General features: G+C 66.3%; 25 protein-coding genes. 16 read left to right on the top strand and 9 right to left on the bottom strand.

Features of this window, described 5'->3' with window-relative positions:
* Positions 1–5 precede the first annotated feature (5 nt).
* From QEP15_RS18170 to QEP15_RS18155, 4 genes are all read right to left on the bottom strand, one after another.
* Positions 6–2,396 carry a TonB-dependent siderophore receptor gene (locus tag QEP15_RS18170; protein ID WP_253857956.1) on the bottom strand — a complete coding sequence of 797 codons (2,391 nt, stop codon included), beginning with the start codon at positions 2,394–2,396 and terminating at the stop codon, positions 6–8.
* A 99-nt stretch (positions 2,397–2,495) separates the two neighbouring features.
* A complete protein-coding gene (locus tag QEP15_RS18165; RefSeq protein WP_253857954.1) occupies positions 2,496–3,419 on the bottom strand; it encodes a DUF4880 domain-containing protein in 924 nt (307 codons plus the stop codon).
* Positions 3,412–3,924, bottom strand: a complete 513-nt coding sequence (locus QEP15_RS18160; protein WP_056322900.1) for a sigma-70 family RNA polymerase sigma factor — start codon at positions 3,922–3,924, stop codon at positions 3,412–3,414. Before QEP15_RS18160 ends, QEP15_RS18165 begins: the two co-directional genes overlap by 8 nt.
* Positions 3,925–4,046: 122 nt before the next feature.
* Positions 4,047–4,856 carry an IclR family transcriptional regulator gene (locus QEP15_RS18155; protein ID WP_280147824.1) on the bottom strand — a complete coding sequence of 270 codons (810 nt, stop codon included), beginning with the start codon at positions 4,854–4,856 and terminating at the stop codon, positions 4,047–4,049.
* Positions 4,857–4,986: 130 nt separating this feature from the next.
* Between QEP15_RS18155 and QEP15_RS18150 the strand changes: the two genes are divergently transcribed.
* The 3 genes from QEP15_RS18150 to QEP15_RS18140 are packed head-to-tail and all read left to right on the top strand — an operon-like array spanning position 4,987 to position 8,935.
* Positions 4,987–5,808, top strand: a complete 822-nt coding sequence (locus QEP15_RS18150) for an enoyl-CoA hydratase/isomerase family protein (RefSeq protein WP_280147823.1) — start codon at positions 4,987–4,989, stop codon at positions 5,806–5,808.
* Positions 5,805–7,910, top strand: a complete 2,106-nt coding sequence (locus QEP15_RS18145; RefSeq protein ID WP_280147822.1) for an acetate--CoA ligase family protein — start codon at positions 5,805–5,807, stop codon at positions 7,908–7,910. The genes QEP15_RS18150 and QEP15_RS18145 overlap by 4 nt, the downstream gene beginning before the upstream one ends.
* A gap of 32 nt (positions 7,911–7,942) precedes the next feature.
* Positions 7,943–8,935, top strand: coding sequence for a tripartite tricarboxylate transporter substrate binding protein (locus QEP15_RS18140; protein ID WP_280147821.1), 993 nt, complete (start codon positions 7,943–7,945; stop codon positions 8,933–8,935).
* 31 nt (positions 8,936–8,966) lie between these two features.
* Here the strand turns inward: QEP15_RS18140 and QEP15_RS18135 are convergent, their stop codons facing one another.
* Positions 8,967–9,410 (bottom strand): DUF695 domain-containing protein, encoded by a 444-nt coding sequence (locus tag QEP15_RS18135; protein WP_062842233.1) that lies wholly within the window; start codon positions 9,408–9,410, stop codon positions 8,967–8,969.
* Positions 9,411–9,625: 215 nt separating this feature from the next.
* Here QEP15_RS18135 and QEP15_RS18130 point away from each other — a divergent pair, with 215 nt between their 5' ends.
* Positions 9,626–10,138 (top strand): hypothetical protein, encoded by a 513-nt coding sequence (locus QEP15_RS18130; protein ID WP_227741275.1) that lies wholly within the window; start codon positions 9,626–9,628, stop codon positions 10,136–10,138.
* Between the two features lie 52 nt (positions 10,139–10,190).
* Here QEP15_RS18130 and QEP15_RS18125 read toward each other — a convergent pair whose 3' ends face one another.
* Together QEP15_RS18125 and QEP15_RS18120 are read right to left on the bottom strand one after the other, a co-directional pair.
* Positions 10,191–12,653: a cation-translocating P-type ATPase gene (locus QEP15_RS18125; RefSeq protein ID WP_280147820.1), complete on the bottom strand. Its 2,463-nt coding sequence runs from the start codon at positions 12,651–12,653 to the stop codon at positions 10,191–10,193.
* A gap of 11 nt (positions 12,654–12,664) precedes the next feature.
* Positions 12,665–13,183, bottom strand: coding sequence for a universal stress protein (locus tag QEP15_RS18120; RefSeq protein ID WP_280147819.1), 519 nt, complete (start codon positions 13,181–13,183; stop codon positions 12,665–12,667).
* Positions 13,184–13,346: 163 nt separating this feature from the next.
* On the opposite strand from QEP15_RS18120, the gene QEP15_RS18115 reads away from it, so the two are divergent.
* Both QEP15_RS18115 and QEP15_RS18110 read left to right on the top strand, forming a co-directional pair.
* On the top strand, positions 13,347–13,772 hold the full coding sequence (locus QEP15_RS18115) for an Hsp20/alpha crystallin family protein (RefSeq protein ID WP_175157031.1): 426 nt from the start codon (positions 13,347–13,349) through the stop codon (positions 13,770–13,772).
* A gap of 15 nt (positions 13,773–13,787) precedes the next feature.
* On the top strand, positions 13,788–14,318 hold the full coding sequence (locus QEP15_RS18110) for a universal stress protein (RefSeq protein ID WP_152385110.1): 531 nt from the start codon (positions 13,788–13,790) through the stop codon (positions 14,316–14,318).
* Positions 14,319–14,349: 31 nt separating this feature from the next.
* Here the strand turns inward: QEP15_RS18110 and QEP15_RS18105 are convergent, their stop codons facing one another.
* Complete coding sequence (locus QEP15_RS18105; protein ID WP_280147818.1) at positions 14,350–15,192, bottom strand: L,D-transpeptidase; 843 nt, start codon at positions 15,190–15,192, stop codon at positions 14,350–14,352.
* 244 nt (positions 15,193–15,436) lie between these two features.
* Here QEP15_RS18105 and QEP15_RS18100 point away from each other — a divergent pair, with 244 nt between their 5' ends.
* From QEP15_RS18100 to QEP15_RS18090, 3 genes are read left to right on the top strand one after another with little or no spacing between them, the layout of a single operon-like run.
* Positions 15,437–16,069 (top strand): lipid-binding SYLF domain-containing protein, encoded by a 633-nt coding sequence (locus QEP15_RS18100; protein ID WP_152385109.1) that lies wholly within the window; start codon positions 15,437–15,439, stop codon positions 16,067–16,069.
* Complete coding sequence (locus tag QEP15_RS18095; protein ID WP_280148926.1) at positions 16,069–16,566, top strand: universal stress protein; 498 nt, start codon at positions 16,069–16,071, stop codon at positions 16,564–16,566. Before QEP15_RS18100 ends, QEP15_RS18095 begins: the two co-directional genes overlap by 1 nt.
* A gap of 3 nt (positions 16,567–16,569) precedes the next feature.
* A complete protein-coding gene (locus tag QEP15_RS18090; RefSeq protein ID WP_056322931.1) occupies positions 16,570–17,673 on the top strand; it encodes an NAD(P)-dependent alcohol dehydrogenase in 1,104 nt (367 codons plus the stop codon).
* Positions 17,674–17,773: 100 nt separating this feature from the next.
* On the opposite strand, the gene QEP15_RS18085 is transcribed toward QEP15_RS18090, so the two are convergent.
* Complete coding sequence (locus QEP15_RS18085; protein WP_280147817.1) at positions 17,774–18,673, bottom strand: LysR family transcriptional regulator; 900 nt, start codon at positions 18,671–18,673, stop codon at positions 17,774–17,776.
* 212 nt (positions 18,674–18,885) lie between these two features.
* Here QEP15_RS18085 and QEP15_RS18080 point away from each other — a divergent pair, with 212 nt between their 5' ends.
* The 7 genes from QEP15_RS18080 (at position 18,886) to QEP15_RS18050 (ending at position 24,857) form a co-directional block, all read left to right on the top strand.
* On the top strand, positions 18,886–19,560 hold the full coding sequence (locus QEP15_RS18080; protein WP_152385106.1) for an RraA family protein: 675 nt from the start codon (positions 18,886–18,888) through the stop codon (positions 19,558–19,560).
* The gene (locus QEP15_RS18075) at positions 19,557–20,774 is read left to right on the top strand and encodes an aminotransferase class I/II-fold pyridoxal phosphate-dependent enzyme (RefSeq protein ID WP_152385105.1); all 1,218 of its coding nucleotides are present in this window, start codon (positions 19,557–19,559) and stop codon (positions 20,772–20,774) included. The genes QEP15_RS18080 and QEP15_RS18075 overlap by 4 nt, the downstream gene beginning before the upstream one ends.
* A 47-nt stretch (positions 20,775–20,821) precedes the next feature.
* Positions 20,822–21,649, top strand: a complete 828-nt coding sequence (locus QEP15_RS18070; protein WP_056322942.1) for an ABC transporter substrate-binding protein — start codon at positions 20,822–20,824, stop codon at positions 21,647–21,649.
* Positions 21,650–21,677: 28 nt separating this feature from the next.
* Positions 21,678–22,379 carry an amino acid ABC transporter permease gene (locus tag QEP15_RS18065; RefSeq protein ID WP_152385104.1) on the top strand — a complete coding sequence of 234 codons (702 nt, stop codon included), beginning with the start codon at positions 21,678–21,680 and terminating at the stop codon, positions 22,377–22,379.
* A 1-nt stretch (position 22,380) separates the two neighbouring features.
* The gene (locus tag QEP15_RS18060) at positions 22,381–23,097 is read left to right on the top strand and encodes an amino acid ABC transporter permease (RefSeq protein WP_152385103.1); all 717 of its coding nucleotides are present in this window, start codon (positions 22,381–22,383) and stop codon (positions 23,095–23,097) included.
* Entirely contained in the window at positions 23,094–23,819 is a 726-nt protein-coding gene (locus tag QEP15_RS18055) for an amino acid ABC transporter ATP-binding protein (protein WP_056322950.1), read from the top strand. The genes QEP15_RS18060 and QEP15_RS18055 overlap by 4 nt, the downstream gene beginning before the upstream one ends.
* A 141-nt stretch (positions 23,820–23,960) precedes the next feature.
* A complete protein-coding gene (locus QEP15_RS18050; protein WP_280147816.1) occupies positions 23,961–24,857 on the top strand; it encodes an oxidoreductase in 897 nt (298 codons plus the stop codon).
* Positions 24,858–24,978 lie beyond the last annotated feature (121 nt).

Below are 24,978 nucleotides of genomic sequence, written 5' to 3'. Positions count from 1 at the left end.
CGCGCTCAGTACTTGGCGCGCAGCGTCAGCAGGAAGGCCTGCGGCTCGCCAAAGATGTTCTGCGAGCGCGGCGAGCTGATGGTCGCGTAGTACTTGCGGTCGAACAGGTTGGTGACGTTGAGCGCCACATCCAGGTTGCGGTTGATCTCGTAGCCGATCTTCATGTCGACCGTCGCATAACCGCCTTGCTCCAGCCGTGCGCCGTTGTACTGCGGCAGGGCAACATAGGTGCCGCTTTGCACGTTGACGCCGCCGCCGATGGTCCACCGGTTTGCCACGCCGGGCAGCCGGTAGTCCGTCCACAGCCGCAGCAGATGGCGCGGCGCGACGGCGGTCACGTTCGAGTCGTACGAGGCGCTTTGGTCCACGCGCGTCTGCAGCCACGTGTAGCCGGCGTAGATGTTCCAGCCCGGCTGGATCTCGCCGTTGACCTGCAGTTCGAAACCGCGGTTGCGCGTCTTGCCGTTGGCCGTGTAGACCGTGGTGGAATCCGGCGAGAGCGTGGCGCGGTTCTCGTCGCGGATCTCGAAGACTGCAAACGAGGCATTGAGCGCGCCGTCCAGGTATTCGCCCTTGATGCCGGCCTCGATCTGCTTGCCTTCCAGGGGCTTGAGCATGCTGCCGTCCGCCGTGGTGTATCCGTTCTGCGGCAGGAAGATCTCGGAATAGCTGGTATAGACCGAATAGGTGTCGTTCAGGTCATAGATCAGGCCCAGGTTGGGCGTGAACTTGCCATCGTAGTTGGCCTGCTGCGCCTTTTCCGCGGTGAGCGTGCGCTGATTGGACGTCAGGTCCCACCAGCTGAAGCGCCCGCCCGCCACCAGCGTCAGCGGCTCGGCCAGACGCAGGCGCAGGTTGCTGTAGAGGCCCCATTGCTTGGTGCGCGCGTGGTTGCTGTTGTTGAAGGCATAGTCCAGGCGGTCGAAGTCCGAACGCGGGTTCGTGATGTCGATGCGCGGCGCCCAGTTCGGCGTCGGATAGTTCCACGCGTTATCAAAGCGCGAGTCGGTGTAGTTGGCGCCCAGCGTCAGATTGTGCTGACGGCCGAACAGCTGGAAGGGGCCGTCGGCATAGGCGTCGTAGGACGTCTGCGCCTGCCGCGTCGGACCCTTGGCCGACAGCAGCTGGATCAGGTTGTTCGAGGTATTGGCCGGCCCCCAGCCGTACGCCTGTTCGCGGTCCAGCTTGTTTTCGGCGTAGCGGCCGGACAGCTTGGCGGTCCAGCCATTGTCCAGTCGGTGCTCCACGTCGGCGAAGGCTTCGGTGGACGTGAACTGGTCACGGTTCCAGTCGGCGCCGATGAAGGTGGAGCGCTTGATGTCAGCCAGCGAAAAACTGGGCTGGCCGCCGGGGCCCACGGTCATGAGCGCCGGGATCGACCACATCGACGCGTGGATGTCGCGCTCCTGGCGGCCGCCGCCCACCGTCAGCGTCGTGCGCGGCGTGAAGTCATACGCCAGCGCGCCGTATAGCACGGAATGTTGCTCGTTGGTCTTGTCGTAGAAGAAGCGGCGGTCCTGGTAGACGCCGACCAGCCGTCCGCGCAGCGAGCCATCCGCGTTCAGGCCGCCGGTCAGGTCGACCTCGGAGCGGTAGTTGTCCCACGAGCCGGCCGAGACGCTGCCTTCGAAGCCGAATTCCTTTTGCGGGCGCTTGTGGACCAGGTTGATCGCGCCGCCCAGCCCGCCCGCGCCGTTGTACAGGCCCGCCGGGCCTTTCAGGACCTCGACGCGGTCGTAGATGGCCAGGTCCGTCGAGGACAGCATGCGCCAGTCGTATTGCGTGGGAATGCCGTCGATCTGATACGACGTCATGTCAAAGCCGCGCGAATGGAAGATCGAGCGGCTGTTGTCGCGGCGTTCGACGGTGACGCCCGCCGTGTTGCGCATCGCGTCGTCCAGCGTCTGCATGGCCTGCTGGCGCATGCGCTCCTGCGTGACCACGCTGATCGACTGGGGAATCTGGCGCTGCGTGAGCGGCGTCTTGGAACCCACCGTGGTCGGCGGGTTGTAGCGTTCGGCCGCCGAGTCGCCCGTCACCGTGACGGGGGCCAGCGTGCTGACCGCCGGTGCGGCCGGCCGGATGACGAAGTGGCGTTCGCCCGTCTGCTCGGCGATCAGGCCGCTGCCTGCCAGCAGCGCCGCAAAGCCCTCGGCGATGGCGTAGGGCCCGCGCAGCGCCGGCGCCTGCCGGCCCGTGGTGAGCGACGGATCGAACGACAGCGTCACCCGCGCCGACGCGGCGTACTGGTTCAAGGCGGTCTCAAGTGGCGCGGCGGCCTGTTCGATCGTCACGCGCGCGGACTGGGCATGAACGGCGGGGGCAAGCGCCAGCGCGGCGCATAGCGGAAGCAGGCGCAGAAGGCGCGTCGGGGTGGGGCGGGCAGAGCGGGACATGACGTAGGCGATCCTGGTTCAAACGAGGGTTGTCATTCCCTATGTCGAACGAGGACGCCAAAACCCGTAAACGGAATCGCCAAAAAGTTGTAACGGCATTCAGGCGGGCAGCACGCGGGTCCACACGCCCGCGTAGCGCTCGATCCGCGTGGGCAGCGCGCGGGACAGCGTATTGAGCGCGCCCGGCAGGTCGTCCAGCAGGAAGACGCCCGACACCCGCAGATCGGCCACGGCGGGATCGCAGCTGATCCAGCCGCGCTGATAACGCGACAGTTCCTGCAGAAAATCCGCGAGCCGCATGCCGCGCACGGTCAGCACGCCGTCGGCCCAGCTATCGGCGTCAAACGGCGCGGCGGGTTCGCGCCGTGCATCGCGGTCCGTCACGCGGTAGCGCCCGCCGGGTTCGGCGCGCGATTCGGCGCCGTGCACGGGGGCAATGCGCAAGTCGCCGCGCTGCATGTCCAGCAGCGTGGCGTCTTCGATCGTGCGCAGCAGAAAGCGCGCCTGCGTGGCGGTGAAACGCGCCTGGCGCGTGCGCACTTCCCACGGGGCGGGCGCCGCGCCCGTGTCCATGCGCAGCTCGCCGGCCAGCAGGGTAAGGCGCCGGCCGCCCGGGTCGGTCCGCACGGCGCTGCCCGTGTTCAGCCACAGTTCGGCCCCGCCCTCCAGCGCGAACCGGCGACGCTCGCCGACGCCGCTGCGGTAGTCGGCGGTCATGCGATCCCAGGCGCCGTCGCGCCACGCCAGTGTCGCGCCAGCGCCCACCGTTCCCAACGCCAGCATGGCAAGGACGCGGCGGCGGCCGCGGGCGGGGGCGGCGCGCAGCGCGGACGCCGCCGCCGAGCCGGACACCGTGCGCAGATCCGTCTCGATCGCCTGCAACTGGCGCCAGACCCGTTCGTGCTCGGCGTCGGCCTCGCGCCAGCGGCGGCAGGCCTCGTGCTCGGCGGCATCGGCGTGGCCCGAGTTCAGGCGCACCGCAAAGGAAATGGCGCGATCCAGCACCACGGCGCGATCAGCCATAGCGCAGCTCGTAGCAATGACGGATGGCGGCGGCCATGTATTTTTCGATGGAGCTCACCGACACGCGCAAGGTTGCCGCGATGTCGGGATAGGTCATGCCGTCCAGCCGGGACATCAGGAACGCCGCCTTCGCCTTGGCGTTCAGGCCGTCCAGCATGCGGTCGATGCGCACCAGGGTTTCGAGCAGCAGGGCGCGGGTTTCGGGAGAAGGGGCCTGGGCTTCTGGCAGCAGGGCCAGCTCGTCGAGATAGGCCCGCTCCAGCTTGCGCCGGCGGATGTGGTCCACGGCCAGGCCGTGCGCCAGCGTCGTCAGGTAGGCGCGCGGCTCTTGCAGGCCGCGGGCGCGCTCGGGCGCGGCCAACAGCCGATGAAAGGTGTCTTGCGCGATATCGGCGGCGTCAAAGCCGCACCCCAGCTTTCTGCGCAGCCAGTTCACCAGCCAGCGGTGATGGTCCACATAGAGTGCGCCCACATGATGGTGATCCGGCGCCAGGCTGCGAGTCATGGAAGTGCGGCGAAAGGGGAGACGTTGGCAATCCCGGACGGAAGGTGTCGAGATTGAGAATGGTTCTTATTGTATCAGCGGTTTGCGGGGGGCGGCATCAGGGAATCCGAGGGGGGCAGGTGTCAGGCGGGACGCTGGCTTTCCAGCTCGTGCTCGATGCCCGCTTTCAGCGCCAGCAGATCCGGGGCATGCCGCTGCGCCACCGCGGACGGCGCGTCGTCGGTGGTGAGGCTGATGTTCAGCGCCATTGCCGGGCCGCCCAGCGGGCGTAGCGGCGTGGACAGCGCCACCACGCCCGGCTGCCACGACGCCACGCAATATCCGCGCGCCGTCACCTTGGCGATGGCGCTGTCGATGTCCGCGCGGATCGGCTTCCAGGTGGCGCTGCGATAGCCCCGCCGGATCTGGTCCAGCAGGGCGTCGCGCGTGTCGGCGTCCAGCGTCGCCAGGTAGGCGCGGCCCAGCGACGTCAGCTCGATCGGAACCCGCTGGCCCGCAACGATGGTGCGCAGGGACGCCTTGCGGTTGTAGCGGATGGATTCCAGGTAGACCATGTCGGCCCGGTCGGCGCTGGCCAGGCCCACGTTCAGGCGCTGCTTGACGGACACCTCGCGCATCAGCGGCGTGGCCGCGCGCAGCACCGGCGACGAGGCGTGCATGGCGTGTCCCAGGCTGAGCACCGGCGCGGCCAGGCGATAGGCGCGCGCGCGCCGGTCGTGTTCCAGAAAGCCGCTGGTCACGAGGGTCTGCGTCAGCCTGCTGACCGTTGCCGCCGACAGGCCCGTGCGTTCGGCCAGATCGCCATTGCCCAGCAGGTCCGTGCCCGGCTTGAACGCGCGAAGGATCTCCAGGCCGCGTTCCAACGAGCGGTTCTGGCTGACGCCGGTGAAGCGGCGGCTGGCGGCGGTAGCGGATTCGGAGGCGGCGGGCATGGCAGTGTAATTCCACTAGCTGGAAATAGGGCGGTGCATTTGCACACTGTAGCGCCTACCTTGTCGGTGTTGCCAGCCCGGCAGACGTTGTGGATTCCGGGGCTGGCCCTGGAAACGACGGAGCACGGAAATGGCTGACTACGAATTCATCAGACTGCAGACGCGGGACGGCGTGGCGACGCTGACACTGAACCGCCCCGACAAACGCAACGCGATCAGCGACGCCATGCGCAGCGAATTGATCCAGGCGCTGGAGCACGTCGCACAGGACCGCGCGATCCGCGCGCTGGTGCTGACAGGCGAAGGCAAGGGATTCTGCGCGGGCGGCGACATCGCGGGCATGCAGCGCAGGATGGACGCGCCGGCGGGCGAGGTCGGATTCAACGGATGGTCGCGCCAGCAGCGCGTGCACCACGCGCAAGGGCTGCTGTTCAACATGCCCAAGCCGACGATCGCGGCGGTGAACGGCGCGGCGGCGGGGCTGGGGGCGGACGCGGCGCTTAGCTGCGATTTCATCGTGGCGTCCGAAAGCGCCTCGTTCACGTGGAGCTACATTGCGCGCGGCCTGATCCCGGACGGTGGCGGCATGTATTTCCTGCCGCGCCGCGTCGGCCTGGCGCGCGCGAAGGAATTGATCTATTCCGGGCGCAAGGTGGCGGCGCAGGAGGCCCTGCAACTGGGCATCGCCGACCGGCTCGTGCCGGCCGGTACAGAAGTGGAGGCGGCCCAGGCGTGGGCGGCCGAATTGAGCCAGGGCTCGGCCACGGCGTTGGCGCTGGGCAAGTCGATCCTGGACCAGACGTTCGAACTGACGGCCGACCAGGTGTTCGCCATGGGCAGTCAGGCGCAAGGCATTTGCTACACCAGCGCCGAGCACCGCGACGCCGTGGCCGCGTTTCTGAAAAAGATGGCGCAGGCGCAGGCGGCCCGCGCCCAGGGAGAGAAGCCGTGAGCGCGCTGGACAAGCTGCTGCGGCCCCGCAGCGTGGCAGTGGTCGGGGCGTCGGCCGACCCCGCCAAGACCTCGGGCCGGCCCGTGGCCTACCTGCGCAAGCACGGGTTTCAGGGCAGCATCTACCCCGTCAACCCGAAGGCGTCCGAGATCGACGGCTTGCGTTGCTACCCCGATATCCGCTCGCTGCCGCAGGCGCCCGACGTCGCCATCGTGGTGCTGGGCGCCGAGCGCACGCAGCAGGCCGTCCGCGAGCTGTCCGCCATCGGCACGGGCGCGGCCATCGTGCTGGCAAGCGGATACTCGGAAAGCGGCGAGGAGGGCGCTCGCCGCCAGCAAGCGCTGCGCGAGGCCGCTGGCGCCATGCGCATTCTGGGGCCGAACACCATCGGCCTGGTCAACCTGACCGACCGGGTCACGTTGTCGGCCAGCGGCGCCCTGGAAATCGACGACCTGCAGCCCGGCGCGGTGGGGCTCGTCTCGCAGAGCGGCGGCATCCTGGGGGCGCTGCTGTCGCGCGCCGCCGCCCGCGGCGTGGGCCTGTCCAAGCTGATTTCGACCAGCAACGAGGCCGATCTGGAAGTGGCCGACTTCGTGGACGCGCTGGCCGACGACCCCGCTACGCAGGTCATCGCGCTGTACCTCGAGAGCCTTCGCCATCCCGCCAAGTTCCGCGCCGCCGCGCGCAAGGCGCGGACCGCCGGTAAACCGGTGGTGGCGTTCAAGATTGGGCGTTCGGAATCGGGCGCGCGGGCGGCAGCGTCGCACACCGGGGCGCTGGCCGGCGCCGACGCCATGTACGACGCGCTTTTCGAGGATGCGGGCATCATCCGGGCGCAGACCTTCTCGGACCTGCTGGATATTCCGGCTGCGCTGGCGCACGCACGCAAGCTCCCCGGACGCCGCGTTGCGATCCTGACATCGACAGGCGGCGCCGGCACGCTGGTGGCGGACTGCCTGGGCCTCGCGGGGTTCGAGCTGCCGGCGCCTGACGGCGCCACCGGCGCGGCGCTGCGCGCCCTGCAACCCGGCACGCCCGCCGCGCTGGACCGCAATCCCATCGACGTCACGCTGGCGGGCCTGCAGCCCGAACTGCTGCGCGGCGCCATCCGCATCCTGCTCGACAGCAGCAGCTATGACGCGCTGGTGGTGATCGTCGGTTCGTCCGGCGTGGCGCAGCCCGAACTGATGGCCGGCGCTTTGAAGGACACGTTGGCTGGCGCCGCCAAGCCCGTGATGGCCTACATCAGCCCGCACGCGCCCCGCGCCGCCGAGGTGCTTGGCCGCTACGGCATACCGGCGTTTCACACGCCCGAAGGCGTCAGCGCGGCCATGGCGGCGATGTGGCAGGCACAGGCGCGCGTCGAGGCTGACAACGCGGTGCCGCCGGACGCAGCGTTGCCGGGCGGCCTGGATCTAGGGGACGGCGGCTCGCTGGACGAGGCGCAGGCCAAGGCGCTCTTTGCCCGGTTCGGCGTGCCTGGCGTCAAGGAAATCGTCGTGCGCGACGAGGCGCAGGCCGCGCAAGCCGCGGCCGCGCTGGGCCCAAGGGTCGTCCTCAAGCTGCTGTCGCGCCACATCACGCATAAGAGCGACGTGGGCGGCGTAGCCGTGAACGTGGCGCAGGAGGACGTGCCCGCACGGCTGCAGCAGATGCGCGAGGAAGTTCTGCGTCATACCGGCGGCGAACCCCGCGCCTTCCTGGTCCAGGAGATGGTGAGCGGCGCGGCGGAAGTGATCGTCGGCCTGCATCGGGATCCCCTGGGGTCGGCCATCCTGCTCGGCATGGGGGGCGTGGTCGCCGAACTGGTCCGGGATACGACGCTCTTGATGCTGCCCGAAGACGGGACCGGCCTGTCGCCGACGCAGGTGATGGCCGGACTGCGGCGGCTCAAGACCTGGCCCTTGCTGGACGGCTACCGCGGGCGCGAGCGCGCCGACGTGCCGGCGTTGGTCGCCGCCGTCGTCGCGTTCTCACGCATGGCGGGCGCGTTGGGAGATGTCCTCGTCGAAGCCGAAATCAATCCGCTCTTCGTTCGGCCGGCGGGCCAGGGCGTTTGCGCGGCGGACGGCGTGGCCGTCCTGCAAAACCGCCCGAACTAGTTCAGGCGGGTGGATAAAAACAGGAGACAACCATGAAACAGCAAACTTTCTTCACGCGTGGCGGCATCGCCTTGGCCGCGGCGGTCCTGGCGCTGGGCGCACTGTCCGCGCCGCAGGCACGCGCGGCCTACCCCGACAGGCCCTTGCGCATCGTCGTGCCGTTTACGCCGGGCGGCGGCACCGATCTGATCGCGCGCCAGTTGGCCAAGGGCCTGACGCAGGAATTGGGCCAGACCGTGGTAGTGGAAAACCGCCCGGGCGGCAGCACCATCATCGGCACGGAGAACGTGGCCAAGAGTCCGCCTGACGGCTACACCTTGCTGATGGCCACGTTTGCTCATGCGGTGAATCCGGCGATCCACAAGAAGCTGCCCTACGATACCGAGCGGGCCTTCGCGCCGGTCGCGATGATCGGCAAATCGCCCAACGTGCTGGTGGTGTCGCCGAACTCGCCGTTCAAGAGCGTGCAGGAGGTCCTTAGCTACGCGCGCGCGCATCCGGGCAAGCTGACGTTTGGATCTTATGGCAATGGCACCTCGGCCCATCTGGCGGGCGAGCTCTTCAAGAGCCTGGGCAAGGTGGACATCCTGCACGTGCCCTACAAGGGCGCCGGCCCCGGCATCAACGACCTGATCGGCGGGCAGATCGACATGATCTTCTCGACCTCGGCCAGCGTCAGCGGCCACATCAAGAGCGGCCAGCTGCGCGCACTGGCCGTGACCACGAAGCAGCGTTCGCTGGCCTATCCCGATGTGCCGACCGTCGCGGAAGCGGGCGAGGCGGGATATTTCGTGGATAGCTGGTATGGCGTGTTCGTGCCGAACGGCACGCCGCCCGCCGTCATCGACACGTTGAACGCGGCAATCAGGAAGGCGTCCGGCGATCCGGATTTCCGCGCGGCGCTGGAGCTGGAAGGCCTGGCGCCCGATGTGGGCACGCCCGCCGCGCTGGGCGAGTACGTCAAGGAGGAAGAGGCGCGCTGGAGCCGGATCATCCAGGACGCCGGAATCACGGACAAGCCCTGAGCGGGCCTGCCCCGTGTTCGCGGGCGTGCGTTCAATGCAGCTGGTCGGACCCTTCCGGCTGCAATTCCGACAGCGCCTTCCAGTCCGGATCCTGGAACATGCGCAATTGAATCGGATACACGGGGTGCCCTGCCAGGCACTTGTTGAACGCATCCAGAAACGCCTCGACATTCGGCGTGTAGTAGCGCCATTCTTTCTGATGATTGCCCGTCAGGCAAGCCACCTGCACGCCGGCGTCCGAATTCTCGAAGCCCTGCTCGACGGCTTCTTCGAAGCTGTTGGTGCGCTGCTTGTCTTCATCATTGGGCATGCCCGATTCGATGCCCTCGTACGGCCACGTGATGATGATCAGGTTCTCGTTGATCTGGCGGTCGGCCTCGGCCGGCAGACCGGTGCGAAAGCGGATGACGACCGGCAGTCCGTTGACGCGGGCTTCGCCCACCGCCCAAAGATCGCCTGGAAAAATGCTGGGCATTGCTTGAACTCCTTTTCACTACTTCGTCGAAACAGGCCACGAGTCTATCGCAAGCGGTCCAGACGGGCCGCGGGGCCCTTGCAGCGGCCCTGCGCAGGGGCCTCGGGGATGTTGACGATTGTCAATTTCGGGGTTTCTGGCCGATCTATGCTGGCGCTGCGCAGGCGTTGCGCGCAGTGAACCTTGTGCGATTGGCAATCGGGTGGAGATCGATCATGAACATGAAGACTGCGGCCATTGCCGCGATGCTTGCCTTGTCGGCCCCTGGCCTGGCGCTTGCCGCGCCGCCCTCTGACGCGCCCGCGCGCCCAGCCCAGCCTGCCTCGCCGGGCGGCAATGTCCAGGACTTCGACAAACAGGCTGCGCAAGTCAGGGATAACCTGGAAAACATGCAAAAGCAGATGGATGAGATCCAGAAGACCACCGATCCGGATGCGCGGCAGAAGCTCATGCTTGAGCATCGGCAGCTCATGCAGAACACCATGGGCATGATGCGCCAGATGTGGACGGGCGGCATGGGACCTTGCTGCGCGCAGGGTGGCGGCGGCCCCCATCATCGGGGAGGCCCGATGATGGGATGGAACGCCATGAGAGGCAATTACTCCGGACTGACGCCTGAACAGGTCCGGGAGCATCAATACATGCGCGACCAATACATGGGAATGCAGCAGCGGATGATGGAGCAGATGCTGCAGCAGCAACTCAATTCGGCCACGCCACAACGGTGACCGCCGCGGTGGGTGTGCGCCTGGCAGCGGCGACGCCAGTCGCGTCGCGGCGTTATCGAGCGGCCCCGCATGGCAGCGCGCCTGCCGCGCTCAGCGGCTGGCCCAGCGGCCGCAGTCCTCGCGCCACCGGCCACACCGTCACCGCGGCCAGCAGTGCCGCCGTCCATTCCCGGATGCCCAGCGGGCCGAATTCGAACAGCCCGCGCAGGGCAGGCCATTGCAACGTCAGGGCCAGCAGCGCCAGCGTCGCCGCGACCGCCAGCCGGGTGGCGCCGTCCCACGTGCCGGCATGCCGCTGGTGGGGCGAGCGGTTGTTGACCATCAAGGTCAGATTGCCCAGCACCAGCGCACAGAAGGCGGTGGCGCGCGCGGTATCCGCGGGCGTCTGGGTCTGCTGCAGCCAGGCGTAAAGAACGCCGGCGGATGCCAACAGCGCCAGCCCCAGGGCCAGGCCAATCAGGAAGGTTCGTAGTGAAAACAGCGGCTTCTCGACGGGCAGGGGAGGGCGGCGCATCAGGTCCGGCTCTGCCGCGACGGACTCGAAAGCCAGTCCGCACAGGGGGCCGATGACGATCTCCAGGAACGCCACATGGGCCGGGCGCAGCAGTTCCGGCCAGCCAAAGAGCAGTGGCAGGATCACCAGCCCGGCGATCGGCACATGCGCCGCGACGATGTAGACGATTGCCTTGGACAGGTTGTCGAACAGGCGGCGGCTTTGCCGGACCGCGTTCAAGATGTCCGAGAAGTCGTCGCGGGTCAGGACCAGGTCGGCGGCTTCGCGCGCGACATCGGTGCCACGCGCGCCCATGGCGATGCCGACGTGGGCCGCGCGCAATGCGGGCGCGTCGTTGACGCCGTCTCCCGTCATCGCAACGATGGCGCCTTGCCGCTTGAGCATCTGGACCAGGCGCAGCTTCTGTTCCGGCTTTACGCGCGCGTAAACGCAGGTGCGGCCCACCAGTTCGGCCAGATGCTCGCCGCCTTCCCGCGCCAGCACATCGCCTTCAGCCACGTAGTCCGCCGGAATGCCCGCCTGGCGGGCAATGGCGCGGGCAGTCTCCGGATGGTCGCCCGTCAGCATCAGCACGCGTATGCCCGCCGCATCGCACGCGGCGACCGACTCGGCCACGCCTTCCTTCAGCGGATTTTCCAGGCCCACCAAGCCCGCGAACTGCAGCGGCAGGTCGTCGGGCTGATCGGGAAGCCGCCCGTTCGGCCAGCGCCCGCTGGCCGCCGCCAACACCCTCAGCCCCGCCGCGGCCATGCGCTGGACCTCGGCCTGCAGTTGCGCCGTGCGCGCCGGGGACAGCTGGCAAAGCTTGAACACCGCCTCCGGCGCGCCCTTGCACGCGAGACGGGCGTCATCCGCTTGCGCCGTAGCCCAGACGTGGATCACAGCCAACCGTGCGGACGAGAAGGGATAGGCTTTAACCAGGGCAAGACCGCCCGCTGGTGGATGTCCGCCAAGCGACGCGGCAAAAATGCGAAAGGCGTCCTCCATCGCGTCGCCGGAATCGGGCACGCTCGCCAGCGCAAGCGTTTCGGCCAAGGTCATGGCCTCGGCCGCGCAATCCGCCGCCGCCGCGCCCGCGAGATCGGCGGCATCGATGCGCACTGAGCCAGCGTAAAGCGCGCGAACGACCATGGTGTTTGTCGTCATGGTGCCCGTCTTGTCGGCGCACAACACAGTGGTCTTGCCCATGGTTTCGACCACGCTCAGCTTGCGGACAAGCACGCCTTCGCCCGCGATGCGCCGGGCTTCCAGCGCGGAGAAGATGGTCACGATGACGGGGAAATCCTGCGGAAGCAGACTCATCGCCAACGCGATGCCCGCCAGCATTCCTTCGAACCATCCTCCCCGCATGTAGACGTACAGGGCCCAGGTGGCCAGCGACAGGAAGAACCCCACCCACATGAACCGCAGAATGAAATGGCGGGTCTGCAATTCCAGGGGCGCGCGTTCCGGCGTCAGTTGCCGCATCGACTGGCCCAGCGCGCCCAACCGCGTGTCGTCTCCCACGGCAAGAACGCGCAGGGTGCCGGTTCCCGACAGCACCAGCGTCCCGCTCAGCACCTCGGCATCGCCCTCAACCGTGCCCGATGGCCGCTTGTACACGGGCTGGAACTCGCCGGTAAGCGGCGACTCGTCTACCAGCAGACCCTCGCCGTCCGTCAACCGGCCGTCCGCGGGGACGCGGTTGCCTTCGGCAAGCAGCACCGCATCGCCAGGCTTCAGGTCGGCCGACGGCACCCAGTGGCGCTTGCCGTCGCGCAGCAGCAGGGCGCGGGGCGCGGCCAGACGATCCAATGCGTCAAGGGCGCGTGCGGTACGTAATGACTGCGCCACCGTCAGCGCAAAAATGACCAGTACAAAAAGCAGCAGCAGCGCCGCTTCCTGCCAGGCGCCCAGAAGTGTGTACAGGCCGCCGCCGGCCAGCAGCAATGCGAACATCGGATCCTTGACCAGATCCAGGCTGATCGAGGCCAGGGTGCGCTGATGGTCCGGCGAAGGCATGGCGCGTCGGCCTAGGTGATCAGCACCACCGGAATGTGAACGGTGTGCAGCACCTTCAGCGTGGTCGATCCCAGAAACAGGCTGCCGGCCGCGCCCAGCCCTCGCGACCCCATGACGATATGGTCGCAACCTTGTTCGGTGGCGTGTGCCTTGATGCATTCGGCAATGTTGCCCACCCGCGTCGCCTTTTGATAGATGATGCCCGAGCGATCCAGCAAGGCCTCCGACTCCGCGAGGGCGGCCTTGGCTTCGTCCTCATAGAATTCCTCGATGGCATCCGGCTCAAAGAACGCCAGTATCGTGCCGGAAGCAATGGGCGGCTGCACATTCAGCAGGTGGATGGCGCACGGGCCATGTTCGCGAACCTGGTCGACCACATAGTGCACGGCGCGCAGGGAATTGCCCGATCCGTCAACGGGGATAAGCACGTTTTTCACGACCCCTCCGATAGCAGTATCTGCCCGGGCCGCATGGCTCGGGCGTGATGCCATCATCGCGCCGATGCGGTCGTGGAAGTTGACGTCAGTCAAGCTTTCGCCCGATCGCGTGGGCGAGCGCGGCCAGGCCTGCGCGGGGCCCGACGTTTGTCCCCGATTTCTGCATGACAAAGGTCAATTTGGCGATTCCGGACGGGGGCAACATGGAGAGGCGGGCGAACCTCCCGCGTCTCATCCTCACGAAAAGGAGATAGCCATGTCGCGCTTGACGCAATACAGCCCATTTTCGAGCGAACCCTTCGCGGACGTCTTCCAGGCGTTCCTGCGGCCGATCCGGCAGAACGGGGAGGATCAGGCCCCCCGGATGGACATCGATGTCACCGAGGCAGGCGACAAGTACGTCCTGAAGGCCGACGTGCCCGGGATCGACAAGAAGGACATCACCGTGCAGATCGATGGCAACACGGTGATGATCTCGGCCAACAAGGAAAAGCACAGTGAAACGAAAGAGGCGGGAAACGTCATCCGCCAGGAGCGTTTCTGGGGCCAGGTTCAACGCTCCGTGTCGCTGGCCAGCCCCATCGATGAAGCGGCCGCCAAGGCGGTCTGCGAGAACGGCGTCCTGACCCTGACACTACCCAAATCGGCGGGAAGCCGGAACAAGACGCTGCAGATCGAATGACGGCGGTTTACAGCCATGTCCCTGTATAGACGGATCCTCATTCCCATCGACGGCAGCCAGACCGCCGAACTGGGGCTGGACGAAGCCATGCGTCTGGCCGTGTGCAACGGCGCTCGCATTCGATTGATCTGCGTGGTCGGGGAACTGCCCCTGTCCTCGCGGATCGGCGCGGATTGCTATTCCCCAAAAGAGGTGCGCATGCTGTCGCGCGAGCTTGGCGTTCAAGTGCTGCGCAACGCCGCGCGCCGGGTGCGCGCACGTTGCATCCCGGTCGATAGCGCGCTGTTCGAGGCAGGCGAACAATCCTTCGAGGAGCGCGTGGCCCAGGAGGCCGACGCGTGGGGCGCGGATCTGATCGTCATAGGCGCTCGCGGGGGGGACGGCTTTAATGCCATCCCCCGGGGCGCCGGGACCAGGAACGCCCGCCGCGCCGCGCCCATGCTGCTGGTGCACGAATCCGCGCGAAAAGCGCAACGCCGCTCAGTGCACGGCGGGCGTCAGGCCGAAATCGCCTCTAGTCTCGCGTATCTCGTCGACTCGTTCTGAATCCACCAGGCAGGCGGATCGGCCCGGTCAATCAATGTGCGGCAGCGCGCGCCGGCACGGCCCAGTCCGGCCGGCTCTCGCGTTCGGTGTCGACGATGATCAGATAGCGTCCGGCGCCATCGGCGGGCGTCCTGCCGGGTTGCAGCACCCACGGCGGCGCGACCAGATCGGCCGCGAGCTCGTAGTCGGCGTCCAGCAATCCGTAGCTGTCGAGCAAGCGGTTCAGGGTTGTCGGAATGCGGATGCAGCCTTTGGATTGCGGCGTTCCCAGCTTGGATTCCAGCAGGACGGGATCCGTCGCGTGCATCTGCAGCCGCATCGTGCTCACGCCGCCATTGCCCCATCCCCGCAATGCCTGCTGCCAGCCGAAGTCATAGACCCGCATGCCCTTGGCGCCGTAGCCCAGGATGCCATTCGCGTTCTTCGTGCCCTGGGCGCGGAAGTCCGGATTGGCCAAGGTATGCGGGTACACGCCCGTGGGCGTTTCAAAGTGATCGAACTGGCCGATCCTGCCGGTCGACACCGGCGCCGCGCCCACATGGACGGGCATGCCGATGGCGGGCAGCCAAAAGAGGAAGACCGCCTGCACCTTGGGATTGCGGTCGACCACGAGGGCGTACTGCGGGCCCAACAGGCCGAGCCCCGCTTCCTTGAGCATCCCCAGCGCCAGGCTTGCATAGCGGATCTGCTCGTCGGCCGGAACCGTCAGCGCGGGCGCAACGCGCAGCGCAAAGGTCTGCATGACGTCCTGCGGCGTGACCTGGGCCGGTACCGGGCTGGTCATCATCGCCGACAGGACGGCGCACCACACTGCAGCCCGCGCGGTGGCGGGGCCATGGCCCGATCCCCCCACGGAACTCGGCTTGTTTTTCATGGTGTCTCCGGCGCTTTCGCGTGCCAGGCCGCGGGGCCTGGCCATGCAATCATGATCGCGCGGCTGCCGCGGACGCGATTGACGCCGGTCAATCTCTCTTCCGATTGCGGCGTGCGTGCCGGCCAGGATGCGGCACGCGTGCGAAGGATCGTTCGACCAAGCCCCAGCGCAAGGGCCGCCGGTCAGCGTCGAATTCGTGATTTTGGTCAACAAGCGCTTGCCAGACAGGTTCAAGATGAAATCCATGAAGACAAGCGTCCTCGCCGTGTTGCTTCACCTGATTCTGGCCCTGCTGCCGGCTGGCCCCGCGTTCGCACAGCCGGCGGATTCATTGATGCCGGTACCGCCCGCCCTGTTGAACCGCGTTGATCAGGAAGCCGAGGCCACGCTGTTGCGCCTCTATCGTCTGTCGCCCGCGGCCAAGGCGCTGGTTGGCCGGTCATTTGGCGTGCTGGTGGTGCCCGCCTTGCACGCCGACGGAAGCATCCTGGGGATGGCCTATGGACGCGGTGTACTGATCGACGCCGCCGAGGGGCGCAATTACTACAACGTCATCGCCAGTCCGCCGGGCTCGGTGCTTGGGCTGAACGACAAGTCGCTGATCCTGGTCTTTTCGTCCTACCCGGCCCTGCGCGGGTTCCAGGTCGGGCCGGGGTGGGAAGAGGGCGCCAGCGGAACCATCCAGATCCTGGACGAAACCGCCATGGCCGCGCGCGAGCTGGTCGTTGAACCGATCGCGGGCTTCATCCTGTCGGAAACCGAAATGGTTCGAGGCCTGTCGCTCGAGGGCATGCTGTTCGTCAAGGTCCCGGTTTACATGTGCGCCGATCAAACCGATGCCTGCCGTGGAAAAACCGCAATCCCCTTCCCCCCTTGATGCTCGCGGCCATGTATAGACGGATTCTCATACCGATTGACGGCAGCTCGACCTCTGAATCGGGGTTGGATGAGGCAATACGCCTGGCCTTTCTCCATGACGGGGTCATTCGGCTGATCTGTATCGTCCAGCCTCAGCCGTCGTCCGGCGCGCCAGGCGCAAATTGCTATTTCCCGGCGGAAATTCAGGCGCTATTGTTTGAGCATGCCGCCGAACTGCTGCGCAATGCGGCAACAAAGGTGCGCGCCAACTGCATTGCCGTCGATAGCGCGCTCGTCGAAGCAGGCGAACGCTCGTTCGAGGAATGCCTGGCGGCCGAGGCCCGGGCCTGGGAGGCCGATCTGATCGTGATCGGGGCGCACCGGTCGCGCGACGTGCGCAGGATGCCGATGTCCAGCCCGGCCCCGAACCTGCCGCGCGGCGTGGCCGTCCCCTTGCTGCTTGTGCGCGAGGCTGCGCCAAAGGCCGTTCAACCACTCGTCAACAGTTGGAGGTAGGGCATGAATACCACCATGAAAGCAGTCGTCTTTGCCAGCCCGGGCCGCATTGAAATACGCGAAAAGCGCATTCCGGACGTCGGGCCCAATGACGCGTTGATCAAGATCACCACCACCACCATTTGCGGCACGGATATTCACATTCTCAAGGGCGAGTATCCGGTGCAGCCGGGCCTGACGATCGGCCATGAACCCGTCGGCGTCATCGAAAAGCTGGGAAGCGCCGTGACGGGTTATTCCGAGGGCCAGCGCGTGATTGCCGGCGCGATCTGCCCGAATTTCAATTCCTACGCCGCGCAGGACGGTGCGCCTTCGCAGGACGGCAGCTATCTGGTGGCCAGTGGCATGTGTGGATGTCACGGCTACCGCGCCACCGCGGGGTGGCGCTTCGGCAACATGATCGATGGCGCCCAAGCCGAATACCTGCTGGTTCCCGACGCGCAGGCCAATCTCGCGCCCGTGCCAGACGGCCTGAGCGACGAGCAGGTGCTGATGTGCCCGGACATCATGTCCACCGGGTTCAAGGGCGCCGAAAACGCCAACATCCGCATTGGCGACACGGTCGCCGTGTTTGCGCAGGGCCCGATCGGACTGTGCGCGGCGGCCGGCGCCCGGTTGCTGGGCGCCACCACGGTCATCGGCGTGGACGGCAATGCGCGGCGTCTGGAAATATCTCGCCAGTGGGGCGCCGATATCGTCCTGAATTTCCATGATTGCGACGTCGTCGAGGAAATCCTGCGTCTCACCGGCGGCAAGGGCGTGGACTCGGCCATTGAAGCGCTGGGCCAGCAAAGCACCTTTGAATCCGCCCTGCGCGTCTTGAAGCCGGGAGGCACGTTGTCCAGCCTGGGCGTCTATTCCGCCGACTTGAAGATCCCGGTATCCGCGTTTGCCGCCGGGCTGGGCGACCACAAGATCAACACGGCGCTCTGCCCGGGCGGCAAAGAGCGCATGCGCCGGCTGATGAACGTGTTGCAGTCGGGCCGCCTGGATCTCGCAAAAATGGTCACGCACCGCTTTGCGCTGGACCAGATCGAAGACGCGTACGACCTGTTCGCCAATCAGCGGGATAACGTGCTGAAGGTTGCGATCCGGCCGGGGGCCTGATTCCTCTACAACCAGCCCCGGCGCCGTGGCGCGCCAGGGCGGCCGTCGTGGCGGGCCGCATCATCGGCTGGCCTGGTCAGGTGCTGGTTGCGCGCGCAGTTCAACGTAAACGCCAACCCACGGAAAATTCGCAGCAGCTTTCCGCCAGTTCGGCCACGCTCTCGCAAAACGCCACGTCCGCGTCCCGGCGGAACATCGCGCTGTACACCGATTGCGGCGGCGCCACGCTGGTGCGCGCAATGACGAGCTGCCGCGTGCTGACCATCTCGGCGAAGTAGTCGCGCGGCAGGCAGCTCACGCCAAACCCCGCGGCGGTCAACCCGGCCATCGCGATCAGGCTGTTGATGGTGAAAATGTTGCTTTGCGCCGTGTGGGGACGCAGCCATTCGTCATAGATCATGTTCAGGCCGGACTCGCGGCTCTGGCGCAGCAGCGGCAGGCGGGCGATGTCGGCCGGGGTGTAGACGTGGCTCGTGTCGATCAGGTCGGGACTGCCCATCCACGCAAATTCCAGGCGCTGCAACGCCACAACCTGCAGGTTCGGCTCGGCGAATTCGCCATGCAGAAAGGCCATGTCCAGCTGCCCGGCCAGCAGCCGCTTGTGCAGGTCACCGCCCAGATCGATATGCGGCTCCAGCGTGATGCGGGGATAGTGGGCGCGCAGCAGACGGATGAGCGCGGGAAGCCAGGTCATCGCGGTGATCTCCGTGATGCCGAAGCGGAAGGTGCCCGTCAGGGTGTGCTGCCCCTTCAGGCGCGCCAGCAGGCGGTCGCGGTGCCCCAGCATCTGTTCGGCCAGCGCGTAGATCTCGTGCCCCCGGGCCGTCAGCTCGGCGCGGTGGCCCGACCGGTCAAAGAGCGCGATGTCGAAATCGGCTTCCAGCTCCTGGATGCGCTTGGTGATTGCCGATTGCGTGGTGTGCAGCTTCTGCGCAGACGCGGAAAACGTGCCTAGCCGCACCGTCCAATACAGCGCCTCGATTTGCTTGAAAGTCAGCATGCGGCGCCCATGAGATCGGTAGAGTTCATTCCGAATTTTCCCTTAAGGGGTAACCCCTATATTCTGAAAAGTGATGAAGTTCGCTGAAATTTAATCCCTTTTTCGGAATCGCAAAAGCTCGCACCATTCGCTCTGACTCAATTCCTGCCGACCGGATCCGCTTCATAAAGCCGGAGATCGAGCGGCCTTCGATTCAGGACAAGCAGATCGTCATGGCTACCATTTCCACCGGCGCACGCATACTGCCGGCATCTCCCGTCGCGCCCGCCGCCATCCTGCAAGCGCTTGCAGGCATCGTCACGCCGCATCTGAGCGACAATCTTGCGCGGCGCGAGGGCATCACCGGGCTGCGGCGCTACAACCGAGCGGGCAAGCTCGTGGGCACGGCGCTGACCGTCAAGACCCGCCCCGGCGACAACCTCATGATCTACAAGGCCATGCTGCAGATCCAGCCGGGCCACGTGCTGGTGGTGGACGCCGGCGGCGATCTGTCCAACGCCGTGCTCGGCGAGATCATGAAGCGCTATCTGCAGATCCACGGCTGCGCGGGCGTGGTCGTCGACGGCGCCATCCGCGACGTGGCAGCCTTCGAAGCCGACAGCTTCCCTTGCTACGCGCGCGGCCACATCCACCGCGGTCCCTACAAAGACGGTCCCGGCGAAGTCAATGTGCCCGTGTCGATCGGCGGTCAGGTCATCAATCCCGGCGATATCCTGGTGGGCGACGAAGATGGGCTGGTCAGCTTTGCCGTGTCGGACGCCGACGCGCTGATTGCCGCAGCCCATGCGCACGCCGACAAGGAAGCGCGCATCATGGCCGAAATCGCCACCGGCGAGAAAACGCAGAGCTGGATGCAGGCCGCGTTTGCGGCAAAGGGGCTGGCATGAACGCCGTCACCCCCGAATTCCTGGCCGAACGCGCGCGCGCCATCAAGCCTTCGCCCAGCATGATGGCCAAGAGCCGCGTGGATCAACTACGCGCTCAGGGCCGCGACATCATCGATTTCACGGTGGGCGAGCCGGATCTGCCCACACCTGCCCACATCGTGCAGGCCGGCATCGACGCGCTGAACAGCGGCGACATCCGCTACACCGCGTCGGTCGGCGCCAAGCCCCTGCTTGAAGCGGTGCGCGCCAAGTTCCGCCACGAGAACGGACTGGACTACGGCCTGGATGAACTGATCGTCGGCGTGGGCGCCAAGCAATTGATCTTCACCGCGCTGGCCGCCACCGTGCAGGCCGGCGACCAAGTCATCATTCCGGCGCCGTACTGGGTGTCCTATCCCGATATGGTCCTGGTCAACGACGGCACGCCGGTCGTGGTGGCCTGCACGGAGGCCGACGGATTCAAGCTGACCCCCGACGCGCTCGAGCGCGCCATCACGCCGCGCACCAAGTGGCTGCTGTTGAACACGCCCAGCAATCCGACCGGCGCGATGTACGGCGCCGACGAGCTGCGCGCTTTGGCGCAGGTGCTGGCGCGTCATCCGCAGGTCTGGCTCCTCACCGACGAAATCTACGAGCACCTGGCCTATGGCGGCGAGGGCCACGCGTCGCCCGCGGCCGTCGAGCCGGCGTTGGCCGCGCGCACGTTGACGATCAACGGCGTCTCCAAAGCCTATGCAATGACGGGCTGGCGCCTGGGGTACGCAGGCGGTCCGAAGGCGTTGATCAAAGCCATGGCCACCCTGATTTCGCAGAGCACCAGCTGCGTCAGCGCCATCAGCCAGTCGGCCGCGCGGGTCGCGCTGACGGCCGACCAGCAATGCGTGCGCGATGCCGCGGCCCTGTTCCACGACCGGCGCGACCGCATCGTGGCGCTGCTCAACGAGGTGCCTGGCATCCGTTGCCCGGTTCCCCAAGGCGCGTTCTACGTGTATCCGTCGGTCGAAGGCCTGCTCGGCAAGACGACGCCCAACGGCCGCAAGCTGGAAAGCGACCTGGACGTGGTGATGTTCCTGCTGGACGAGGCCGGCGTCGCGGGCCTGGACGGCGCGGCCTATGGACTGTCGCCTTACCTGCGGCTCAGTTTCGCGACGTCGATGGAAAACATCGAAGAAGGCTGCCGCCGCATCCGCGAAGCCTGCGCCCGGCTGGCCTGATATCGGATTTTTAAGTAGCACCCATACCTACACATCAAGGGAATCCCATGAAGACGTTCATCTCCTCCTTCGTTGCCATTGTCGGCCTGGCGGCCACGCTGGCGCCCGCCGCCAATGCCGACACGCTGCAGGACATCAAGGCCCGCGGCAAATTCATCTGCGGCACCATGGGCACGGCCGAGCCGTTCAGCTTCCAGGATCCCAAGACGCGCGGCATCGTCGGCTACGAAGTGGATGTCTGCCAGGCGCTGGCCGACAGCCTGGGCGTGCCGCTGGAGCTCAAGCTGATCGCCGTCGAGGCCCGCATCCCCGAGCTGATTGCCGGCCGTGTGGACGTCGTGGCCGCCAACCTGGGGTGGTCGCCCGAACGCGCCAAGCAGATCGATTACTCGCACCAGCACTTCGTGAGCCCGCAGAAGATCCTGTCGCGCGAGTCGGACAAGGACCTGAAGGCGCCGGCCGATCTGGCGGGCAAGCGGGTCAGCGCGGTGCGTGGATCGTCCTCGGAGCAAGGCGCGCGCAAGAACATCCCGAACGTCGATCCCGTGACGTTCAAGGATCCCAGCGGTGCGTTCCTGGCGCTGCAGCAGGGCAAGGTGAGCGGCTTTGTCGGGTCCGAACTGATGCTGGTCAAGCTGCAACACCAGGCCGCATCCAGCGCGGTGCCCGTCAAGATCCTGGAGCCGGCGCTGTTCATCGAACCGTGGGGTGTCGGTGTGCGCAAGGGCGACACGGCGATGCTGAACCAGGTGAACAAGGTGCTGGACGGCATGGAGGCGTCCGGACAGGCCGCCAAGACCTTCGACAAGTGGTTCGGCCCCGGCACGCAATTCAACATCAAGCGCGACTTCCGCATCGAAGAAATCAAGGGTTGACGCACCAAGCGTCCTGGAGCCTGGTTCGATGCACTACATCTTCGACTTTGGCGCCATTTTTCAGGGCGAGTATCCGGACTGGCTGCTCAGGGGGTTGATCACCACCCTGGCGCTGGCCGGGCTTGCCTGGATCCTGGCGTTCTTTGTGGGCAGCCTGTTGGCGGTGATCCGCCTGACGGGCTCGCCCATTGCCAATGGATTGATCGCGACGTACGTCGCGTTCCACCGCAACGTGCCCATGCTGGTGCACATCCTGTTCTGGTATTTCGGTGTGCCGGCCTTGCTGCCGGCCCCCGTCACGGACTGGCTCAACAGCCACGGCAGCGAATTCATCCTGTCGTGCATCGCGATAGGGCTGGTGATGTCCGCGTATGTCTGCGAAGACCTGCGCAGTGCGGTGCGCGGCATTCCGCCCGGCCAGGTCGAGGCCGCGCGCGCGCTGGGCCTGAGTTTTCTGAAGACCATGCGCAAAGTCGTGCTGCCTCAGGCTTTTCGCATCGCCATTCCGCCGCTCTTGAATCAGACCCTGCTGCTGCTCAAGAACACCAGCCTGGCGATGGCCATCGGCGTCACCGAGCTGACGGCGGCCGCACGCGAGATCGAGAACAACACGTTCCGCACGTTCGAGGCCTACGCGGTCGTGACGGTGATCTACCTCGTGCTCTCGTTCGTCATCATGGGCGGGGGCGCAATGCTGCAACGACGCTATCGTCCGCTGGGAGTCCGCTGACATGTGGGACATACTCAAAGACAATTGGCTGCTGCTTCTGATCGGCCAATATCCGCATGGACCTATCGGCGGACTGGTGGCCACGCTGGGCCTGGCCGCGATCAGTCTTGCCTTGGCGCTGCCGTGCGGGGTGCTGCTGGCGCTGGGCCGCATCAGCCCCTATCGCATCTTTTATTGGCCTTCGTCGGCCGTGGTCTACCTGGTGCGCGGCCTGCCGCTGCTGATGTTCATCTTCTGGGCGTATTTCTTCGTGCCTCTGATCATCGGCCGTCCCGTGGCGGGCACGACCACCATGGTGGTCGCGCTGGTCTGCTACGAAAGCGCCTATCTGGCCGAGATCATCCGCGCCGGCATTCAGGCGCTGCCGCCCGGCCAGCAGGAAGCCAGCCGCGCGCTGGGCTTGTCCTACATGCAGACGATGCGCCGGGTGATTCTGCCGCAGGCGCTCTACAACATGCTGCCCAGCATGCTGAGCCAGTTCGTGTCCACGGTAAAGGAGACCTCGTTGGCCTACGTGATCAGCGTGCAAGAGCTGACCTACGCCGCCAACCAGATCAACAGCGTCCTGCTGACCAAGCCCTTTGAAGTCTTCGGGCTGCTTGCGCTGACCTATTTCGTCCTGAATTTTGGCCTGAGTCTATTGGTGCTCCTGACCGAACGCCGCATCGGCCGCCGGCGCGCCGGACCTGCGCCTACCCAGAAAGTGGTGCCCACATGATCCGATTTTCCGAAGTGCAGAAGTGGTATGGCGATTATCAGGCGCTGGCCGACGTGACCGCGCAGGTCGCCCGGGGCGAGGTCGTCGTGGTGTGCGGACCCTCCGGGTCCGGCAAGTCCACGCTGATCCGCACCGTCAATCGGCTGGAGCCCATCCAGAAAGGGGTGATCGAAGTCGACGGCAAGGACATCTACGGCAAGGACGTGCATCTGGACGCACTGCGCAGCCATATCGGCTTTGTGTTCCAGCAGTTCAATCTCTTCCCGCATCTGTCCGTGATGGAAAACCTGATGCTGGCGCCGCTGCAACTGAAGCGCGCCCGCCGCCCAGAAGCGCGCGAGCGTGCGATGCAACTGCTGGAACGCGTTGGCCTTGCGCACAAGGCCGATGCCTTCCCCGCGCAATTGTCCGGCGGCCAGCAGCAGCGCGTCGCCATTGCGCGCGCCCTGGCCATGAGCCCGCCCGTCATGCTGTTTGACGAGCCCACCAGCGCGCTCGACCCGGAAATGGTGGGTGAAGTGCTGCAGGTGATGAAGGGCTTGGCAAAGGACGGCATGACGATGGTCTGCGTGACGCACGAGATGGGCTTCGCCCGGGAAGTTGCCGATCGCGTCTGGTTCATGGACGCCGGCCGCATCGTCGAAACCGGCACCCCGGACGCGTTCTTCAACCGGCCGCAGACGGCCCGGGCGCAGAAATTCCTGGCGGAAATCCGGCATTGAAGCTGCGCCAAGCCAATGGCAGACCTGCCACATCATGCTGGAACGGGACGCAAGCAGCCTTGGCAAGCACGCTTGCCTTCAGGCGGCAGACAACGTTTTCGCTTTAAGGTGTCGTTTGCAAGCCATTAAGGAGGCCATGCCATGACACCCGAAACAGAGACCGCAATCGCCATCGTTGGTCCAGGCGCCATCGGCACCACGGTTGCCGCCGCGCTGCATCAGGCCGGCCGCACACCGCTCTTGTGCGGCCGCACGCCCCGGGACCGGCTGACGCTCCTGGATGGCGATCGCCGCGTCGACGTTCCCGGCCCTGTGCTGACGGATCCGGACCAGGCCGGCCGCAAGATGGACCTCGTTTTCCTCGCGGTCAAGGCGACGCAGACCGAGGCTGCATCGGGATGGCTCGCGGCATTGTGCCGGCCGGATACCGTGGTCTGCGCGTTGCAGAATGGCGTCGAGCAATTGGAAGCGGTTGCAACGCATGCGCCGCCCGCGCGGATCATCCCCGCTGTCGTGTGGTTCCCCGCGCAGGCGCAAGCCGACGGCTCGGTGCGTTTGCGCGGGAATGCGCGCCTGAGCCTGCCCGACATGCCGGCAGCTCACGTGGTTGCCGAGGCGCTGCAGGGGACTCAGTGTGCGGTGGAAATCACCGAAGATTTCCAGTCTGTGGCTTGGCGCAAGCTGCTGCAAAACGCAGTCGCTGGCCTCATGGCCCTCACGCATCGCCGCGCGGGCATGTTTGCGCGGCCGGACATCGCCAAGCTCTCCTTGGCGTATTTGCAAGAGTGCCTGTCTGTCGCGCGCGCGGAAGGCGCAAAACTTGGAGACGAGGTCCCGCAGGAAATCCTCGCCAAGTTTCAGGCCGCTTCCCCCGACCTGAGCACGTCCATCCTGACGGACCGCGAAGCCGGCCGGCCACTGGAATGGGATATACGAAACGGCGTGATCTCGCGTCGTGCACAGGCCCATGGCCTATCCACGCCGATCAGCGACATCATCGTGCCCTTGCTGGCTGCGGCGAGCGACGGGCCGGGCTGAACGCGACGACGCTGGCATTTCCAAGCGAACGACCGATTTCCTCGAGCAACGCCCTGAACGACGCCTTGAGGGCGACGCTTGTTCAAGTCATCCCGCATACTCGTTGCGTTGGTTCGTGTAT

Origin of the sequence: Achromobacter mucicolens (genome assembly GCF_029866465.1) — a bacterium.
Lineage (GTDB): Bacteria > Pseudomonadota > Gammaproteobacteria > Burkholderiales > Burkholderiaceae_B > Achromobacter > Achromobacter mucicolens.
The sequence above is the reverse complement of the archived record's forward strand: the minus strand, read 5'-3'. Positions and strand labels throughout refer to the sequence as shown.

Bases quoted from the DNA above. Each gene is read 5' to 3' on its own strand.
- QEP15_RS18110 (WP_152385110.1), top strand. From the start codon at position 13,788: ATGTCCCTGTATAGACGGATCCTCATTCCCATCGACGGCAGCCAGACC.
- QEP15_RS18090 (WP_056322931.1), top strand. From the start codon at position 16,570: ATGAATACCACCATGAAAGCAGTCGTCTTTGCCAGCCCGGGCCGCATT.
- QEP15_RS18100 (WP_152385109.1), top strand. From the start codon at position 15,437: ATGAAGACAAGCGTCCTCGCCGTGTTGCTTCACCTGATTCTGGCCCTG.
- QEP15_RS18115 (WP_175157031.1), top strand. From the start codon at position 13,347: ATGTCGCGCTTGACGCAATACAGCCCATTTTCGAGCGAACCCTTCGCG.
- QEP15_RS18170 (WP_253857956.1), bottom strand. From the start codon at position 2,396: ATGTCCCGCTCTGCCCGCCCCACCCCGACGCGCCTTCTGCGCCTGCTT.
- QEP15_RS18065 (WP_152385104.1), top strand. From the start codon at position 21,678: ATGCACTACATCTTCGACTTTGGCGCCATTTTTCAGGGCGAGTATCCG.
- QEP15_RS18160 (WP_056322900.1), bottom strand. From the start codon at position 3,924: ATGACTCGCAGCCTGGCGCCGGATCACCATCATGTGGGCGCACTCTAT.
- QEP15_RS18060 (WP_152385103.1), top strand. From the start codon at position 22,381: ATGTGGGACATACTCAAAGACAATTGGCTGCTGCTTCTGATCGGCCAA.
- QEP15_RS18085 (WP_280147817.1), bottom strand. From the start codon at position 18,673: ATGCTGACTTTCAAGCAAATCGAGGCGCTGTATTGGACGGTGCGGCTA.
- QEP15_RS18075 (WP_152385105.1), top strand. From the start codon at position 19,557: ATGAACGCCGTCACCCCCGAATTCCTGGCCGAACGCGCGCGCGCCATC.
- QEP15_RS18095 (WP_280148926.1), top strand. From the start codon at position 16,069: ATGCTCGCGGCCATGTATAGACGGATTCTCATACCGATTGACGGCAGC.
- QEP15_RS18125 (WP_280147820.1), bottom strand. From the start codon at position 12,653: ATGCCTTCGCCGGACCATCAGCGCACCCTGGCCTCGATCAGCCTGGAT.
- QEP15_RS18140 (WP_280147821.1), top strand. From the start codon at position 7,943: ATGAAACAGCAAACTTTCTTCACGCGTGGCGGCATCGCCTTGGCCGCG.
- QEP15_RS18150 (WP_280147823.1), top strand. From the start codon at position 4,987: ATGGCTGACTACGAATTCATCAGACTGCAGACGCGGGACGGCGTGGCG.
- QEP15_RS18165 (WP_253857954.1), bottom strand. From the start codon at position 3,419: ATGGCTGATCGCGCCGTGGTGCTGGATCGCGCCATTTCCTTTGCGGTG.
- QEP15_RS18155 (WP_280147824.1), bottom strand. From the start codon at position 4,856: ATGCCCGCCGCCTCCGAATCCGCTACCGCCGCCAGCCGCCGCTTCACC.
- QEP15_RS18055 (WP_056322950.1), top strand. From the start codon at position 23,094: ATGATCCGATTTTCCGAAGTGCAGAAGTGGTATGGCGATTATCAGGCG.
- QEP15_RS18105 (WP_280147818.1), bottom strand. From the start codon at position 15,192: ATGAAAAACAAGCCGAGTTCCGTGGGGGGATCGGGCCATGGCCCCGCC.
- QEP15_RS18135 (WP_062842233.1), bottom strand. From the start codon at position 9,410: ATGCCCAGCATTTTTCCAGGCGATCTTTGGGCGGTGGGCGAAGCCCGC.
- QEP15_RS18080 (WP_152385106.1), top strand. From the start codon at position 18,886: ATGGCTACCATTTCCACCGGCGCACGCATACTGCCGGCATCTCCCGTC.
- QEP15_RS18050 (WP_280147816.1), top strand. From the start codon at position 23,961: ATGACACCCGAAACAGAGACCGCAATCGCCATCGTTGGTCCAGGCGCC.
- QEP15_RS18130 (WP_227741275.1), top strand. From the start codon at position 9,626: ATGAACATGAAGACTGCGGCCATTGCCGCGATGCTTGCCTTGTCGGCC.
- QEP15_RS18070 (WP_056322942.1), top strand. From the start codon at position 20,822: ATGAAGACGTTCATCTCCTCCTTCGTTGCCATTGTCGGCCTGGCGGCC.